Origin of the sequence: Rhizobium oryzihabitans (assembly GCF_010669145.1) — a bacterium.
GTDB lineage: Bacteria > Pseudomonadota > Alphaproteobacteria > Rhizobiales > Rhizobiaceae > Agrobacterium > Agrobacterium oryzihabitans.
Window position 1 is genome coordinate 25,886 of record NZ_CP048632.1, and the last position, 16,458, is coordinate 42,343.

At 58.0% G+C, this 16,458-nt stretch carries 15 protein-coding genes and 2 pseudogenes; 8 read left to right on the plus strand and 9 right to left on the minus strand.

Annotation, left to right across the window (positions count from 1 at the left end):
• Window positions 1-1,335: a hypothetical protein gene (locus G3A56_RS00185; RefSeq protein ID WP_164056013.1), complete on the minus strand. Its 1,335-nt coding sequence runs from the start codon at window positions 1,333-1,335 to the stop codon at window positions 1-3.
• Between the two features lie 235 nt (window positions 1,336-1,570).
• Here G3A56_RS00185 and G3A56_RS29550 point away from each other — a divergent pair.
• The 5 genes and pseudogenes from G3A56_RS29550 to G3A56_RS00210 all read left to right on the plus strand — a co-directional run.
• Window positions 1,571-2,239, plus strand: a pseudogene (locus G3A56_RS29550) (N-acetylmuramidase domain-containing protein); the annotation flags it as partial.
• Between the two features lie 338 nt (window positions 2,240-2,577).
• Entirely contained in the window at window positions 2,578-2,904 is a 327-nt protein-coding gene (locus tag G3A56_RS00195) for a hypothetical protein (RefSeq protein ID WP_164055978.1), read from the plus strand.
• A 59-nt stretch (window positions 2,905-2,963) separates the two neighbouring features.
• On the plus strand, window positions 2,964-3,695 hold the full coding sequence (locus G3A56_RS00200; protein ID WP_164056015.1) for a hypothetical protein: 732 nt from the start codon (window positions 2,964-2,966) through the stop codon (window positions 3,693-3,695).
• On the plus strand, window positions 3,692-5,344 hold the full coding sequence (locus tag G3A56_RS00205) for a LamG domain-containing protein (RefSeq protein ID WP_164056016.1): 1,653 nt from the start codon (window positions 3,692-3,694) through the stop codon (window positions 5,342-5,344). Before G3A56_RS00200 ends, G3A56_RS00205 begins: the two co-directional genes overlap by 4 nt.
• A 62-nt stretch (window positions 5,345-5,406) precedes the next feature.
• Complete coding sequence (locus G3A56_RS00210; protein ID WP_164056017.1) at window positions 5,407-5,778, plus strand: DUF1515 family protein; 372 nt, start codon at window positions 5,407-5,409, stop codon at window positions 5,776-5,778.
• A 153-nt stretch (window positions 5,779-5,931) separates the two neighbouring features.
• On the opposite strand, the gene G3A56_RS00215 is transcribed toward G3A56_RS00210, so the two are convergent.
• The gene (locus tag G3A56_RS00215; protein ID WP_164056018.1) at window positions 5,932-6,261 is read right to left on the minus strand and encodes a hypothetical protein; all 330 of its coding nucleotides are present in this window, start codon (window positions 6,259-6,261) and stop codon (window positions 5,932-5,934) included.
• Window positions 6,262-6,845: 584 nt separating this feature from the next.
• Between G3A56_RS00215 and G3A56_RS00220 the strand changes: the two are divergent.
• Window positions 6,846-8,696, plus strand: a pseudogene (locus G3A56_RS00220) (ABC transporter ATP-binding protein).
• Window positions 8,697-8,755: 59 nt separating this feature from the next.
• Here G3A56_RS00220 and G3A56_RS00225 read toward each other — a convergent pair.
• The 7 genes from G3A56_RS00225 to G3A56_RS00255 form a co-directional block, all read right to left on the minus strand.
• Entirely contained in the window at window positions 8,756-9,466 is a 711-nt protein-coding gene (locus G3A56_RS00225) for an anti-sigma factor (RefSeq protein ID WP_082182575.1), read from the minus strand.
• The gene (locus G3A56_RS00230) at window positions 9,463-10,005 is read right to left on the minus strand and encodes a sigma-70 family RNA polymerase sigma factor (protein ID WP_082184467.1); all 543 of its coding nucleotides are present in this window, start codon (window positions 10,003-10,005) and stop codon (window positions 9,463-9,465) included. Before G3A56_RS00230 ends, G3A56_RS00225 begins: the two co-directional genes overlap by 4 nt.
• Window positions 10,006-10,136: 131 nt before the next feature.
• Window positions 10,137-10,568 (minus strand): DUF2177 family protein, encoded by a 432-nt coding sequence (locus G3A56_RS00235; RefSeq protein WP_082182574.1) that lies wholly within the window; start codon window positions 10,566-10,568, stop codon window positions 10,137-10,139.
• A gap of 14 nt (window positions 10,569-10,582) precedes the next feature.
• Window positions 10,583-10,960, minus strand: a complete 378-nt coding sequence (locus tag G3A56_RS00240) for a DUF2147 domain-containing protein (protein WP_035242315.1) — start codon at window positions 10,958-10,960, stop codon at window positions 10,583-10,585.
• A gap of 30 nt (window positions 10,961-10,990) precedes the next feature.
• Window positions 10,991-12,223 carry an SAM-dependent methyltransferase gene (locus G3A56_RS00245; RefSeq protein WP_082182573.1) on the minus strand — a complete coding sequence of 411 codons (1,233 nt, stop codon included), beginning with the start codon at window positions 12,221-12,223 and terminating at the stop codon, window positions 10,991-10,993.
• Complete coding sequence (locus G3A56_RS00250; RefSeq protein WP_082182572.1) at window positions 12,210-13,028, minus strand: DUF1365 domain-containing protein; 819 nt, start codon at window positions 13,026-13,028, stop codon at window positions 12,210-12,212. Before G3A56_RS00250 ends, G3A56_RS00245 begins: the two co-directional genes overlap by 14 nt.
• Window positions 13,025-14,398, minus strand: a complete 1,374-nt coding sequence (locus G3A56_RS00255) for an NAD(P)/FAD-dependent oxidoreductase (RefSeq protein WP_082182571.1) — start codon at window positions 14,396-14,398, stop codon at window positions 13,025-13,027. Before G3A56_RS00255 ends, G3A56_RS00250 begins: the two co-directional genes overlap by 4 nt.
• 191 nt (window positions 14,399-14,589) lie before the next feature.
• Here G3A56_RS00255 and G3A56_RS00260 point away from each other — a divergent pair, with 191 nt between their 5' ends.
• A complete protein-coding gene (locus G3A56_RS00260; protein WP_082184466.1) occupies window positions 14,590-15,378 on the plus strand; it encodes a DUF1295 domain-containing protein in 789 nt (262 codons plus the stop codon).
• Window positions 15,375-16,400: an SAM-dependent methyltransferase gene (locus G3A56_RS00265; RefSeq protein ID WP_082182570.1), complete on the plus strand. Its 1,026-nt coding sequence runs from the start codon at window positions 15,375-15,377 to the stop codon at window positions 16,398-16,400. The genes G3A56_RS00260 and G3A56_RS00265 overlap by 4 nt, the downstream gene beginning before the upstream one ends.
• Window positions 16,401-16,458 lie beyond the last annotated feature (58 nt).

A 16,458-nucleotide genomic window follows, 5' to 3' on the forward strand; every position in this document is an offset into this window, starting at 1 on the left:
TCAAAGCTCAGGCTTAAGGATCATTGTCGGCAAGATAGTATCTGCGTTGGAGGCTATATACGAGTTGCGGGCCTCCATACTCATTCCGAAGAACGGGTAATTCAAATAGGTCGCCGCGACTAGAACCGCGCAAATACTTAATGCCACCGTTGCTTTAGCGAGTGAACTTGAAAGGCGCTCCGCGACGACCGGCAAGATGAATGTATATGGCATGATGTAAAATTCTGTCTGATTGCCGTGACGGACTGCCAGCGTGAACGCTATGCCAGTAAGGAACGCCGCCGAAAAAAGGGCGATCCTCGTTTGACCTGTCGTAAAGATAACGCTTGGTTTTTTTGCTGCCGTTGCGACAAATTCGATAATAGCAGCTGCCGCGCAATACAAACAATACGACACGACAACGGCCGAAAGTGCGAATGACCAGTAGGATATCTGAGAGAAATTGTCTTCCCGGAGGTACGGCAACCACTGAAAGAGGTTCCCGAAAAACCAAAGGGCATTCGCAGTAATCAGGGATTGGTCAAGCTTCGAAAACTCGTCATTCGATGCCGGGTTAGCGTAAAACAGGAAGTTCACAACGGCCTGTTTCAAGACGCTGAGAACTGATGCGCCCGTGAGCAGAAATACGATAAGGTCAGCGACCAGATAGAGGCCCGCCAGGGCGATAATGGTCTTGATCCTGGAATTCGTGTCGGTTTGCTGCCGAAACTCATATGTCACGATGAACGCGAGCAGAAATGGCAGAAAAATTATCGGGGGAGAGTAACAAGCTACACCGAACACATTGACGGCGATCGCAATTCCGTAGGTCAGGTATCGAACAGATATCCGGGTCGGAGCGGCCGCCACCAAAAGAAATGAAATGAGCAGCAGTGATTGCGAGATAATCTGGCGCTCTACGATAGTCGACATAACTAAATGCTGAGCAGTGATGGCGTAAATCGCTGCAACGAGAGCACTAATTTTTCTGTCTGCGCTTACTGTCAGTGACAAAGAGAATATGAGTGCAATGTTTAAGGCGCCCAATATCTTCGGAAGCATGCTGGCGACAAAAACACCTTTTTGCATAGAGGTCGCGGTCAACGGGCGGGCGAAATCGCTAACCGGATAGATTGCGTCAAGCCACCACTGATACAAATTGTCTTGGAACCAGTACCGAAGGCTGTATCCGCTGGCCGGAATACCCTGCAGGGATGAATAAATTACGGTCTGCATGATGTGGTTCGCGTCTAGATTCCATTCTGCATATGGGAACATCAACCGGATACCAAGAGCAAAGAAGAACAATATCGCAGCCGTCACAGTGCAGCTGACGCGAAAGCTATCGTTCTCCATCCCGTGTTTATTCCCAATCCGCATGTCTTCCTCGAAGTCGCTGTGGTGTGCCTCATCAAATTGCTATTTCTCACGAACCCAATCGTCAATCGCTGATTGTGTTCCGCTAAAATCGCCTGCCCGGTAGCGTAGCCCGGCACCCATAACCCACAATCAGGAGAACATCATGTTGAAGGCTGATGTCGCGCGCTCGATCGAGCGAGTTGCGAGCGTGCACGGTATTGATCCGGCGGCGATGAAGGCTGTTGTCGAGGTCGAGAGCAACGGCGTTGTCTTTGCGGATATCGACGGCAAGGAAATGCCGGTGATCCGTTTCGAAGGCCATTACTTCGACCGGCTGGTGACGGCGTCTCGTCGTGAGGAGGCGCGGCGGCTTGGTCTAGCTTCACCGAACGTCGGTGGAGTGAAGAACCCAGCATCGCAGAAAGCCCGCTGGCAGCTTCTTGGACGGGCGATGACGATCGACAAGCAGGCCGCACTTGAAAGCACGTCCTTCGGCGTCGGGCAGGTCATGGGGAGCCACTGGAAGGCACTCGGCTATCCAACAGTCATTGATCTGTTCGAAGCGGCACGAAGCGGCGTAGAGGGCCAGGTCGATTTGATGGTTCGGTTCATCAAGACGAACAATCTCCTTGGCGCGCTGAGCCGGAAGGATTGGGCGGGGTTTGCTCGAGGCTATAACGGACCTGCCTACAAGAAGAACGCCTACGACACGAAGATGGCCGCCGCCTATGAGCGATACGCGAGAAAAGAACCGGCCGCATCTGGTGCGACTGGGATGCTTCGTCTCGGCTCCAAGGGTGCTGGCGTCCGCGAAATTCAGGTGCTTCTCACGCGTGCCGGCCATTCCGTTCCGGCGGATGGGGACTTCGGTCCTGCCACGGATCGGGCACTTCGCAGCTTTCAGGACGAAAACTCTCTGACGATCGACGGCGTTGCCGGTCCGCAGACCATGCGCAAGCTGAAAGAGTTTCAGGTGTCCGCAGATGAGAAGCCGGGAAACCTAGGGATCGCGCAGGTGCCGGAAGTGAAGAACGCAGCGCGCAACTTCGGCCCGTTGGCTTTGGTCACCGCCGCGCGCGACCAGATTGCCGAAATCGCAACCTATGTCACCGGCATCAACTCGGATCTGGCGAACACCATTGCAAACGGGATGCTGGCCGTTTCGGGCGCCATTGGTCTCGGTCTCACGATCTGGGGCGTCTACGGCTGGTGGAAGAGCAAGCAGACGGTGGAACAGGCATGATGTGGGCACTCATCCCCAACTGGCTGAAAATCGCTGCTGGTGGCCTTCTCTGCGCCGTTCTGCTGGCTTCCGGCTCCTACTGGCTCGGCAAACGAGAAGGCCGCTCACAGGCCGCCACAGAGGCTTTAGCCAAGACCGTCGAAGTTCTCCAATCAAGGAACGAAACCAATGTGGAAATCACTTCTTCCGCTGCTGCTGAGTTGTGCGCTCATTTCGGGCTGCCAGACGACCAACGTGTCGAATGCGTGCGCAGGCTGGAGCAAGCTGACTCCGACGCTCGAAACCGCGCTCAAGATCACGATGGACGACCGGCAGTTCGCTAACCAGGTCGCGTCACACAACGCCCATGGCGTGAAACAGAAATGCTGGTGAGGATTGCACAATGATCGGTCTTGGACTTGGCCTGTCTCTTGGGCTAGCGGGGTGTGGTGTTGGCAGGGCTGAGCGGTTTACTGTCCCCATCACCAATTCCGGCGTTGCGATCATTTCCCCAGGTCGTCTTCTGTCGGTCAAGGTCACGTCAGGTTCTCCGCCGCTGGTCTCCATTTACGACAGTCCTTTCGTTGGGGCTGGCATCATGCCGTATCAGGGCGCACTCGCAACCGGCGAGAAAGCTTCCGTCGATCTCCCCATCATCAACGGCGTCTATGTCGATATGACATCGGCTCTCGGCCCGGAACTCGTCACCAACGGAAATTTCAACACCGATGTGTCAGGCTGGGCGGCTCAGTTGACCGGCGCCACCATTACATGGCGAGACGGCAAGATGGAGTTGTTCGGCGGATCGGGCGGCGGACGTGCAACGCAAACCGTCTCCGGCCTTGAGATTGGCGAAACCTATGTGTTCCGCGCCACCATGCTGGAGCCAAACGCCAGTTCAATATCCTGCCGCCTGACGACAGATCCCGCCGGATCGTCCACAGGACAGATTTATGCATCGGCTGGCGTGCCAGCAGGAGGTCTTTTGCCTATCGCAACCTCATTCGTCGCCGCCACCACAAGCATTACCATTGCCGGATCCGCATCTGCCAGCGTCACGGGCTGCTTCGACAAGATCAGCCTTCGGAAGCAGACGCAATCAGCCGGGACAGTCGAACTGGAGTTCGCAGCATGAGCATCAAGACAGGAACTTCTGTTGGCAACGGTTCGCGGCGCAGCGTCTCGATCGGGTGGAAGCCGGAACTCGTCATTTCCATTCCCGATGCGCCGAAGATTGTTGCACTCAAGCTGCATGATCTGTGGGCGGGGCGGTCCAACGTGCTGGGAGCGTCCAACAGCTACGCAGATGGGGCCAGTATCACCAAGGATGGCTATACCGTCTCGCAGTCGCCCAAATGGAACGACGAGGGCATCACCTATCATCATCTCGCCATATCGCGCTCTGCTGCTCTCAAGATGGCGCTTGCCGGTTCTCAGGGCAACGCCATCGCCAGCCGGCTGATCAAGTTCGATGACAGCAGCATCAACCTCGCCGCCGTAATTGCCAAGCGCGATAGCACGCGTGACGGGGTTCTTCAGGTCGGATCGTCCACCACGGCGCTACTTGGCGGAACGGCGCTGACGGAACCAGGAGCAATCACCAATCTGACGACAGGCCAGTGCACCGTTTCCACATCACCATATGTCAACGAATATGACGCGGCGCAGGAGTTGGGCGAAGGCATCGACTTCATCGGGTTCGAGAGCGGAGCAAACTTCGCGACGGCGACATTTACCGGTTCTGGCGCAAATCGTGCCGTCAGTCTTGGTTTCCAGCCAAAGGCTGTCATCGTCGCCAAACTGAGCGGCACGCTTCAGGCTGCATGGATCAAGACGGACACCATGTCGGCCAGCGGTGCAAAACAGATGTCCGCAGCGGCCGGTATTGTGGCGTCCGGCATTTCCTTTGATGCGGATGGGCTACAGCTTGCCGCCAGTTCTGCGCTCAACGTCAACGCGGCAACCTATGTCGTCATCGCCTTCCGCGATCATGCAGACACGCCGATCGCCGCTCCTGCCGTCAAGAAGTCCGGCAAGAAAGCCATTTTGCTTTCCGCACGCGGCGCAACGTCATGGATCAACTGCGGAACTGACAACAGCCTGGTGATTGACGGCGCCATGTCGATGGAGTGGATGGGCGGTATTGAGCCTACCACCCGCGCAAATGCCTCCGTCATGATGTGGCGCGGTGCCAGCACGTCGGTGTCCGCGCTTCAGCAGTCGCTATTCATGGGCGCTATAGGCTGGGTGGGTCTTGCCGGGAACTGGAGCGGGCCGATCATGGCCGTTGGCTGTTCTGACCGCATGGACTTCGGCACGTCATCCACGAACATCCTGAACCCGTTCCGAACCGGTCTCATTCCAGATTACGGCTCCATCATCCACTGGCTGGCCACACACGACGGATCAGGCGGCTGGATGCTGTATCGCAACGGGCAACTGGTTCGCCAGCGTGCGCTTGATATGGTGGCGATAAACGGACAACCGAACATCGACGGCCAGACAGGCCATCGCATGATCCTTGGCGCAGCCTACAATGCCAGTGCTCCGGTCCAGATGTCCCGCCAGCGCGTTTCTCTGGCAAGGCTCTACAATCGCGCCCTGACGCCTTCCGAGGTTGCCAGCCGCTTTGCCCGTGCTGGCCTCGGAAGTTCCGACCCCGATGTGACGAGCGGGCTTGTCGAGGAATGGGATGCTGCGAACGCATCCGGCTCCACACTGCCGGCGACAATCGCAAGCGCAAACAATGGCGCCATCGTCGGCGGGTCAATCATCACGCTCTGAAACTATCTCCCCCGACCCATGGCCGGGGGCTTTTCTTTACTCGCATCGCAAGGGTTTTGCCGATGGCACCTGAAATAGACGCTGCAGTTCATCGGCAGCTTGGAGAGCTTGTCGCAGGCCTTCGCGGCATACAAGACGATATGCGGGAGATGAAAGCCACCCTCCAGAGATCCGAAGACAAATCAGCGGAAAGCCGTGCGGGGGTTCACAGGCGGCTTGATGAGGCTGTTGACAGGATTTCCCGCGTCGAAAGCTCCGTCGCTTCTGTGAATGAAGACGTGGCCGAAATGAAGCCCGTCACTGATGATGTGCGACGCTGGCGTCTCATGGGCATCGGCGCTTTGAGCATGATCGGAATAGGTGGTGTGGCTCTTGGCGTTTCGTTCGCCGATGCACTAAAAAAGATAGGTGGGCTGCTCATCGGCCGGATTTAATCGTATCCTTGTGTGGGTAATGCTCCGGGCACCACCAATTTGGCTTATCTGCCTTTGACCGGCTAAAACCCCATCCGCCCCACTTTGTGCACCCCGGATGCTCGCACCAGTGGTTCTCGTGGATGCCGTCTCCGGCCTTATTGGTCTGGTCGCTCATGCCCTCACCCTTATACCAACGACAGGAGGCAGCCCAGCCTCTTGCCTCAACAGATCATAGTGTTCTTCCACCTTGCGTGCCGCCTCGTGCACGTCTGGCGCATAGCCGCCCTGTGGGAGCACGTTGACCCTGATGCGCCTTGAATGCCCTCCATCCCATTTGTAGGTGCCGCGCATCGGGCCCGTCTCTTGCTCAGAGATTCGGCCGACTATCTCCCCCTCGACAATGCATACGAAGTCGTTGAGCAGTTCGCCGTTCAGGCCACGCTCGCCTTTCCACGTTCTCATCCAGAGATGTCTGCGTTGGTATTTCTCATCATCGCGCACGGGCTTTCCCTCCGGTGACAGAGTTTCGTTTTCCCTTGATGTCTTGATGCGCGCCGCCCAGCGCTGGTGCTGATTATGGGATAGGCGGGGAGGGAGTCAATAATTGATAGAGCGAAGTGATTTTTGAGGGCAAAATAGTTTTACAGCCCCATTGAAACATTTGAGAGATTTTTGACGATTTAAAGCCAGTTTTACACGCAAGTTATTGATATCGGCCAGATAGACCGAGCCTTCCAAGCTGAATACGCGGGTTCGATTCCCGCTACCCGCTCCACTTCTCCCCCTACATTATCAATTGCGCCCAACACTCTGAATTTGCCGCATTTATCGTGTGCGCAAAAAGCCTTCCGGCATCGTCATCAGCATTTGTTTTATTGATCCAGCCAGTTCGATGCCCTGCATCGGAATTCAGGCGCGGGCTTTCATCGTCTCATGGTCTGCACATTGACGTCGATCTCTGTTGCGGCCGTGCGACGGCCGCACCTCCCATTGTTTGCAATTGAGGTCGCGGGCGGCACGTGGTTCCATGACGGATGCGTCGCTGATTCCTCCCCGTCGATACCAAGTTGTGATCCGAGAGGCCCATGTCGATTTCAGATACGATTTTCCGCCCTTTCGAGACGTTGATACGGCCGCTCGACATTCCCTTCCATCCGCTGCCGTCGAAAGGCCCGGTCGCGGTGCTTTTGCATTTCATTTCAATGTTTCGCGGCGTCCTCATTGCTCTTGCCCTGTCGTCCATGGCCGTGGAAGCCATCAATCTGTCGATCATCTGGGGATTGTCGGTCATCGTCGACGGCGTGACGGCGCAGGGTGCGGAGGCCTTTCTGCGAAACGAATGGCCGATGCTCGCCGTTCTCGGTGTGCTGATCTTCCCGGCCATGCCGGTCGCGTCGTTTCTTCTCAACACGCTCACCTCGCACACGCTCGGCATTGCGATGCCGGCGGCAATCCAGTGGCAGGGTCACAAGGCGGTGGAGCGGCAGGATCTCGCATTTTTCCACGAGCTTTACGCCGGACAGGTCGCTTCGCGTCTTTCGCAGGTGTCGTCAGCCGTTCAGCAGCAGATCATCAACGCCTTTCAACTTGCACCGCGCTTCCTGCTGCAGATGGTCGGCTCACTCGTTCTGCTCTAGGCGCTGTCCTGGCAGCTCGCCTTGCCGGTGCTCATCTGGATCGTGCTGAATGTGGTGCTGGCCGTCAAACTCGCTCCTGTCTTCACCGAGCGGTCGCGGCGGTCGGCAAAACAGCGAAGCCTCGTCTCGGGCGCAATCACCGATCTCTATAGCAACATGCAGATGATCAAGCAGTTCGCAGCCGAAGACAGTGAGGCCGGAGCCATCCGCCGTATCCTGAACAAGGCCGTGCATACCCAGCATAGGGAACAGCGCGTTTATCGCGCATCGGAACTGGTTGTCGTCGCGCTCAACATGGCATTGTGGCTGGCGATCCTGTCCCTCGGTTTTTCCGGTCTGGTGAAGGGCTTCATCACGGTCGGGGAATTTGTCGGCGCCGTTTACATCCTGCAACGGCTGTCGGGGCATACGTTCACCTTCCTGCAGATGGGCCAGCAGATATTTCAGGCGATCGGCACCATCAAGGACGCCATGCCCGTGATGACGACGCCACCGACCATTACCGATAAAGCGGACGCTGCCGCGCTCACCGTTTCGCGTGGCGAAATACAGTTCGACCGCATCCGCTTCGCCTACAAGTCGGGCAGGCCGGTGATGGATGATCTGTCCCTGACCGTCCGTGCCGGGGAGAAGGTCGGACTTGTGGGACTGTCGGGTGCGGGAAAGACGACGCTGGTCAATCTGCTCCTGCGCTTCTACGACATTCAGGGCGGGGCCATCCGCATCGACGGTCACGATATCCGCGATGTCACGCAGGCCAGTCTGCGCCGCAATATCGGGGTGATTGCGCAGGATGTGGCGCTGCTGCACCGTTCCGTCGGAGACAACATCCGCTATGGGCGGCCGGAGGCGACGCAGGACGACATCGAGCAGGTGGCGAAAGTGGCGAAGGCCGGCGCTTTCATTGCCGATCTTGCCGACAGCGAGGAGCGCAAGGGATATCAGGCCTTTGTCGGAGATCGCGGCATCAAGCTTTCGGGCGGACAAAGGCAGCGTGTCGCCATTGCCCGCGTGCTTTTGAAAGACGCTCCCATCCTGATACTCGACGAGGCGACGTCCGCGCTGGACAGCGAGTCGGAGGCGGCCATTCAGGAAAAGCTCAATCTGGTGATGGAGGGCAAGACCGTCATCGCAATTGCGCATCGCCTGTCCACCATCGCCAGCATGGACCGGATCATCGTTCTCGATCATGGCCGGATCGTCGAAGAAGGGCGACCGGAGGAACTGGTCGAGCAGGGCGGGTTGTTTGCGCGGCTCTGGAAACGTCAGAGCGGGGGCTTTATTCCGGAAGACGAGTGATCGAGCGACGGGCGGGAGACGCGTCGCTCGGCGATACCTTGTCGCTGCCTTAAGTCGCCTTACAGGTGGCGTGCGGTGCCGACGGCAATCACAGGACCGGTCGCCTGACCGGTTGGCGAGCCGCCGAAAGGCTCGACACTGATGGCGAAGGTCGTGCCTTCGCTGATATTGCCACGCATATCCGCGGGAATGATGAGGTCGCCATTCGCGCCGGGCTGGAACACGCCGAGCGAGCGCGTCTTGCCGCCATCCATCACCAGCCAGAGTTCCAGTGACTTCTCGTCTATCTTGCCGGTTGCGACAGGAACGATGCGCATCCGTCCCGATTCTGCATCATAGGAGGCGAGGAGGTTGACCTGGCTGTCCGTTGTCGCGAGTTCGGCGACCAGCGGGGTGGTGTCCTGCCATTTTTCGGGGAATGCGGCGTAAACGACGGCCGCCACGGCGGTTGCACTCGTAGCAACCGATATCCACCGCCAGAAGGATGCCGAACTCCACAGGCTGCCATTGGTGTTGATATCCTGGCGGCCGAACAGGCGTTCTTCTATGCGGGCAAGAACAGTTGCGCCCGGCATCTGCTCCTCATACTCGGCATTGAAGTCGGAGAATTCCATCTCCCAGCGCTGGACGAGCTGCGCGAAGGCCTTGTCGTCCTGCATGCGGCGTTCAACCTCGCGCCGCTTTTCGATCGGCAGCACGCCAAGCACATATTCGCCGGCGAGGACTTCGTCGCGCGAATGCATGCCGTCGCTGTGTTCGCCCGTCGTCATCGCTGCATGCACTCTCTGAGTTTGAGAAGGCTGCGTCTCAGCCAGGTTCTGACCGTGTTGAGCGGCACCCGCAATTCCTCGGCGAGTTCGAGATAGCTCAAACCCTCCACATAGGCGCGGCGTATCGCCTGCGCATGAACGTTTTCAAGTTCACGCATGCACTCATCGATCCTGCGGCCCTCATCCGCCAGAACGATCTGCTGCTCCGGATTGCGGATGCTGTCGTCGGCAATGTCATAGGCCTCGTCAATGTCATCAGTCGACGGTTTGCGCGCCCTGATCGTATCGATCGCGTGGTTGCGGGCAATGGCGGCAAGCCATGTCGCCGGTTTGCCGGCACTTGCGGCAAATGTGCGGGCGCGCTGCCAGACCTTGATATAGATCTCCTGGAGGGCCTCTTCGGCTTCGGTCCTGTCACGCAGGATCTTCAGGCAAATCGCAAAAAGCTTCGGGCTCGTGGCCTGATAAAGCGATACGAATGCCGAACGATCGCCCATGCCGACGCGGTTGATAAGGCTTGCGATCTCTGTGCCTTGCATTCGAACGTCCCTTGCTGCGCTTCCTTTATAAGGTTGTCTTTTGTGGGAAGGCAAGGCATGCGCAAAATGAAGTTCGCGTCTTTCACGCCAGGGGATGGCCGGGTGGAAGAAGCTGTCGAGGCTTGCCGTGGTCATAATACACCTGCCGGATTTTCCAGCGGACCGACCAGCCTTACCGTGACGAGGTAACCGATGATGGCGGCCGCTGCGGAGACGAAGGTTCCCCACAGGAGATCAGCGATGGTCAATGTCGTTGACCAGTTTTTCAATGTCGCCTGATTGGTGAGATCATATGTGGCATAGGCCATGAAGCCGACGGCCGCACCATAAAGCAGCGCGGTCGTCCATTGGCCCGACACCAGCGCCGGCCGAACCGCGAGGAAGGTCAATCCGGCCGCGTAGATGAGATAAAAGACGATCGCCGGGGCAAGCCGGAAGTTTTCCGCCAGGAGATCGCCGATGGCCGGGCGATAGAGCCGCGATGCCATGGTGCTCAGCCAGATGAAGTCGATCACCAGAAAAGCGATGAGCGTGAAGAAATAGGCTGCGATATAGGTCTTCATCGGTCTTTTCCTTTTTAATCGATCCGGGTCCAGCTGATGCCCTTGCACAAGAGACCGGCGACGATGCAGCCCTTGGTGGTCATGCTGCTGCCATCAACCGTCACCGTTATCCTGTAGGATTTGTCGCGTTGCGGATCGAAGGCCGTGCCGGAATAGACGCCGTTTTCATCGGGCTTTATATCCATGACGAGCCGGTCGCCGGTCTTTTCCTTGGGCGTGCCCGGCTTGATCCAGGTGTTGGTGGCGCAGATATTGTCGCCGCAGGGCGCGATCAGCACTTTGGCGTTGCCGTCGCCGCGCGCCCAGTTGCCGTCGATGTCCGCTGCCCCGGCTCCGAAGGCCGCAAGCATCGGACATAGGGAGGATGCGATTATCAATGCTTTGATTTTCATCGTCTTTCTCCGCAATTATTGCCCCGCGTTTTACTTATGCTCAATCGTGTAGAAGCCGACATTGATGGTCCCCTCGGTAAAGCCGGCTTCGCAGTAGCAGAGGTAATAATCCCAGAGCCGCCGGAAGCGGTCATCGAAACCAAGGAGCGAAATCGTCTGCCATCGCGCATGGAAACGCTGCCGCCATTCCGCCAGCGTGCGGGCGTAGGACTGGCCGAAAAGCTCCGTATCGGTCAGGCTCAGGCCCGCTCTGCCAATTGCTTTTTCAAGCGCTTCGTCAGATGGCAGGAAGCCGCCCGGAAAGACGTATTTCTGGATGAAGTCAGCCTTGCGCCGGTAATTGTCGAACCGACCAGGTTCGATGGAGATGATTTGCAGCACCGCGCGGCCGCCGGGTTTCAGGCAGCGTTTCAGCGTTTCGAAATAGCTCGGCCAATAGGCTTCCCCGACCGCTTCGAACATCTCGACGGAAACGATACGATCGAATTTACCGTCGACATCGCGATAGTCTTCCAGTTTCAGATCGATGCTTCCCGCCCTGTCCACTTTTTCGGCTGCTGCTTTTGCCCAGTTCAATTGTGAGGGCGAAAGGGTGATGCCGGTCAAGTCGGCATTGGCCTCGGTAGCCAGGTGGATGGCGAGTGCGCCCCAGCCGCAGCCGATTTCCAATATGCTTTCGCCGCCATTCAATTGGAGTTTGTCAGCGATACGGTCGAGTTTTTTCAGCTGGGCCGCCTCAAGCGTCGGCGTCGTGTCGTCGAAGATCGCGGAGGAATAAAGCATCGAGGGATCGAGCCATTGCCTGTAGAACTCGTTACCCAGATCATAATGCGCCTCGATGTTGCGGCGGCTGCCGCGTCTGGTATTGGCGTTGAGCCTGTGACCAAGGCGGTTGAGAAGGCGCATCGGCGGGCTGCCGCGCATCGAACCCGTGAAGGCTTCGCGGTTCTGGGCCGCAAAACGGATCAGCGTCGTCAGATCGGGCGTCGTCCAGTCCCCATCGATGAAACCCTCGGCAAAGCCGATATCGCCGTTGAGGATCAGCCGCCTCAGCGCGCGCCAGCGATGGAGAACAAGCGTTGCCTCGCAGCCGTCTTTTTCGCCGTATTTTTCAACAACGCCGCCGCCTGGAAGAATGACGCGCAGCCTTCCGGTTGAGACCTTGTTCAGCAGCCTGCCCATGAGCCAGCCGCCGGGGCCGGCGCTGCGGTTGGAAAGTCTGTTTTCGGCCGATGCTTGCGTAAGATTGTCAAACGGGGTCATTTATCTTGGCCTCGATTTGCGACGATGAAGGATGAACGAAAGAGATGGGTGAAGAGGGCGGCAGCGGACGCTTCCGGAACCGCACGCCCTTCAGCCAGATTTTGAGCGCTTCCCAGTGAATGCCGCCGATCACCCTGAGCGTGAGAAAGGGGATGGCGAAGAATGCTTTCAGAAGGGCGGCGTCGGTCAGTTCGACGCGCCGGGCGAGGTGCCGGGCGGTCAGAACCGGCCCTTCGCCGTCGAAGGTGTCGATGACGATCTTCAGCCTGTCACCGGGCGGTATGACGCGGAAAACATAGTGGAGGTCCATGTCCATGAACGGTGAGACATAGAAGGCCTTGTCGCAGCGCTGGACGATTTCCGCCGCACCGTCTGCCTCAACCGGGATCAGATAGGAGTGTCTTTCGCCGAACGTATTGTCGACTTCCCAGAGAATGGCCTTCAGCGATGCGTCCTGCCCGTAGCAGAAGAACACGCTCAGCGGGTTGAAGGCCCAGCCCAGCAGACGCGGCATGGTGAGCAGACGTATCGGCCCGCCATCCACCGGCACGCCCGCCGCCAGCATCGAGGTCTCGATCTGCTGGCGAAGTCCGATCGTGCTCCTGTCGCCGCGGTCCCTGCGATGGAAAGAAAACAGGTTGAACCGGTCCACGGAAAAAAGTCGCAGCTTTTTGTCGAGCGTATCCAGCTCGTCGAGGTCGAGAAGCAGCGAATAAATCCGGTAGGCCAGCCTGTGCGCTTTCGGTTTGAAGCGCGCATGGGTCACATGTCCGGGAAAGAGTGCGGAGGCGAGGTGAGGCATCATGCTATCGCCTCTATGAGTTCGGTGTCGGTCGCAATCGCCGTCATATCAAGGCGAACAATCCGGCCGCTGTCTTCGGCGACCTGCCAGGGGCGCTTCAGCCCGCCCAGGTCTTCTGCAACCGCAAGGCCCGCCTGAATACCGTCCTCATGAAAACCCGAGCCGAAATAAGCGCCGCAGAACCATGTGTTTCGCAACCCCTGCAAGGCCCACAGTTCCTGCCGCATCTGTTCGGTGCCGGCGTCGAAAACAGGGTGGTGGTAGGTTTCCTCGGCGATGATCTTTCCCTGCTCCGGCTCGCGCGCCGGATTGAGCGTTACGAAGGTGTCAGGGGTGTCGCCCAGAGGTTGAAGCTTGTTCATCCAGTAGGTGATGCTTGGCTGACCCGTTTCAATGCGGGTATCTGCCACATAGTTCCAGCTCGACCAGGCGGCGCGCCTGCGTGGCATGAAACTGCTGTCGGTATGCAGCACCGCCCTGTTTTTCGTGTAGGTGAATGCCCCGAGAATGCGCCGTTCGGCGCGCGTCGCATCGCTCAGCATATTCAGTGCCTGATCGGCATGTGTTGCGATCACCACATCGTCAAAACGCTCGAATTTGCCGCTTTCCCCGGCGATTTCGATGTAACCCGGGATACGGCTGATATGTTTGACCGGCGTCGAAAGCCGGATGCGGTCGGCGAACGGCGTGGTGATGCGTTTGACATATTCCTGGGCACCGCCGACGACAGTGCGCCAGACGGGTCGGTTGCGCAGCAAAAGCAGGCCATGGTTGCTGCAGAATTTTATGAAATGCGCCGCCGGGTAACGGCCCACCTCCATTGCCGGCGTGGACCATATGGCGGCCGCCATGGGATAGAGGTGATCATCTCGGAACGCCGATCCATAGCGATTGCGCGACAGGTAATCGTCGAGCGACATGTCGCCCATGACGGGCAGGTCGCGCGGGGCGTTGCGGTAAAAGCGCAATAGATCTGAGAGCATCGCCCAGAAGCGTGGCCTGATGGCGTTTCTCTTCTGCGCCAGAAGGCCGACGCCGGTGCCGCCGGAATATTCGAAACCGCCATCATTCAGCGAAACGGCAAAGGACATGTTGGATGCCGCGGTCGGCACATCCAGTGTTTTGAAAAGTGCTGTGAGATTGGGATAGGTCGTTTCATTATAGACGATGAAACCGGTGTCTACGGAAACAGGTCCTTTTTCAGTCTGGAAAGTCACCGTGTTGCTGTGGCCGCCGACGCGGTCCGCCGCCTCGAAAACCGTGACATCATGCCGTTGCGACAAAAGCCAGGCTGCGGACAGGCCGGAAATGCCTGTTCCGATCACGGCGATGTTTCGCCGGCTGTCTTTTCTTTTGGCTTCGGTGTCGAACATGTTTCCTCGCTATTGCATTCACAATTCAGCCTTTGGGACTGCGACAGATACGAGGGAGCTGATCGATAAGTTTCACGGCCGCGCAGATTTTTCGGAATTTTGTCTGCTGCCTGAAACTCTTTTGCCGTCTCGGCCGTAGTTGCATCACCAAAGGCGGCGTGATGCCCTTTGATACAGCGAGCGGAATGGTGATGATGTCTGTTGTGGTAGCCCTTGCCGTATTGATGTCGGTGCTGATGGCGGCAGCCTGGGCGTTGCAGCGATTGACAGGCTCAAGCGGCTGGATCGATACCGTCTGGTCCGCGAGTGTGGGGCTCGGCGGCATTGTCGCGGTCCTGTTTTCCGATGGAGATGCCTGGCGCCGGGGAGCTGCTGTTTTTCTCGTGATCGTGTGGTCGCTGCGGCTTGCCGGTCATATCGGCCTGCGCACGAGGGGCGGCGGAGAGGATCCGCGTTATGCGAAACTGATCGAGCAATGGGGCAGCAATGCTTCGCTGCGGCTTTTCGGTTTTCTCCAGATCCAGGCCATCGCCGCCTTTGTGCTGGTGCTCGCCGTCTATCTCGCCGCCAGCAACCCTCAGGCTTTTCCACGCTTTACCGATCTGATTGCCTTATTCGTCGCGGCCGGTGCGCTTGTTGGCGAAGCCATATCCGATGCGCAGCTTTCGCGGTTCAGAAAGACACCGGCGGCCAAAAACAGCGTCTGTGAGACGGGTCTCTGGCGCTACTCCCGTCATCCGAACTACTTTTTCGAATGGCTTTTCTGGTGTGGCTTTCCATTGCTGGCCATCCATGCGCAACCCTGGTCATGGATGTCGCTTGCAGCGCCGGTCATGATGTACTGGCTGCTCGTCCACGTCTCCGGCATTCCGCCGCTCGAAGAACACATGCTGAAGTCGCGCGGCGAAAAATTCCGCGCCCTGCAGAACCGCGTCAACGCCTTTTTTCCGGGACCACGTAAAAACGAGGATATGCCATGAACATGCTCGCATTCGCCATCAATGCAGCCGAGCGCGCGCCGCTGAGCGACAGCATCACCCTTGCCGGCATCGACCTTCTCTGCGCGCGCACCAAGCGCAGGCTTGCCGGCCTGCGGGCGGACGCCGAGGCGGCATTTGCGGCAGACATGGTGAGATTTCCCGTCGCTACCCATACGGACGACGCAAACAGGCAGCATTACGAAGTACCGGCGGAGTTTTTCGCGATCGTTCTCGGCGCGCAAAGAAAATATTCCTGCTGCTTTTATCCCGATGCTGACACCACGCTTGATGACGCTGAAACTTTTGCGCTGGCACAAACCGTGTCACATGCCCGCTTGCAGGATGGCATGGATATTCTTGAGCTCGGTTGCGGCTGGGGCTCGCTCTCCCTTTACATGGCAGGCCGTTTTCCCAATGCACGGATTACGTCTGTTTCGAACTCTGCTTCGCAGCGCCAATATATAATCGAGCGCGCGAAGGAGCGCGGGCTCTCCAATCTGTCTGTGGTAACGGCTGATATGAATGATTTCACGACCGACGGCCATTTCGATCGTGTCGTATCGGTGGAAATGTTCGAGCACATGTCGAACTGGCAGACGTTGTTTGAGCGCGTCCGCTCGTGGCTGAAGCCGGAAGGCAGGTTCTTCCTGCACGTCTTCAATCACCGCGACCGATCCTATCGCTTCGATCATGGCAATCCGGCAGACTGGATCGCACAGCATTTCTTCACCGGCGGCATCATGCCGGCTTTCGATCTTCCGCATCGTTTTGACGGGCTTTTCAGCGTGGAGCAGGATTGGCGCTGGTCAGGATCGCATTATCGCCGAACCGCTCTCGACTGGCTGAAGAATTTCGATCGGGAGATAGATCGCATACGACCGATCCTGCAGCGCGTTTATGGCGCCGATGCGAGATTGTGGGAAAGACGCTGGCGGCTGTTCTTCCTCGCGACGGCAGGCCTCTTCGGACATGACGATGGTGAGGTATGGGGCGTCGGGCATTATCTGATGAGACCTGCCTAGCTTGCCAGATGTGTTTGGTACTTCTGGGTCGGGGCTGGCCCGGCCCGACATCCGGGTT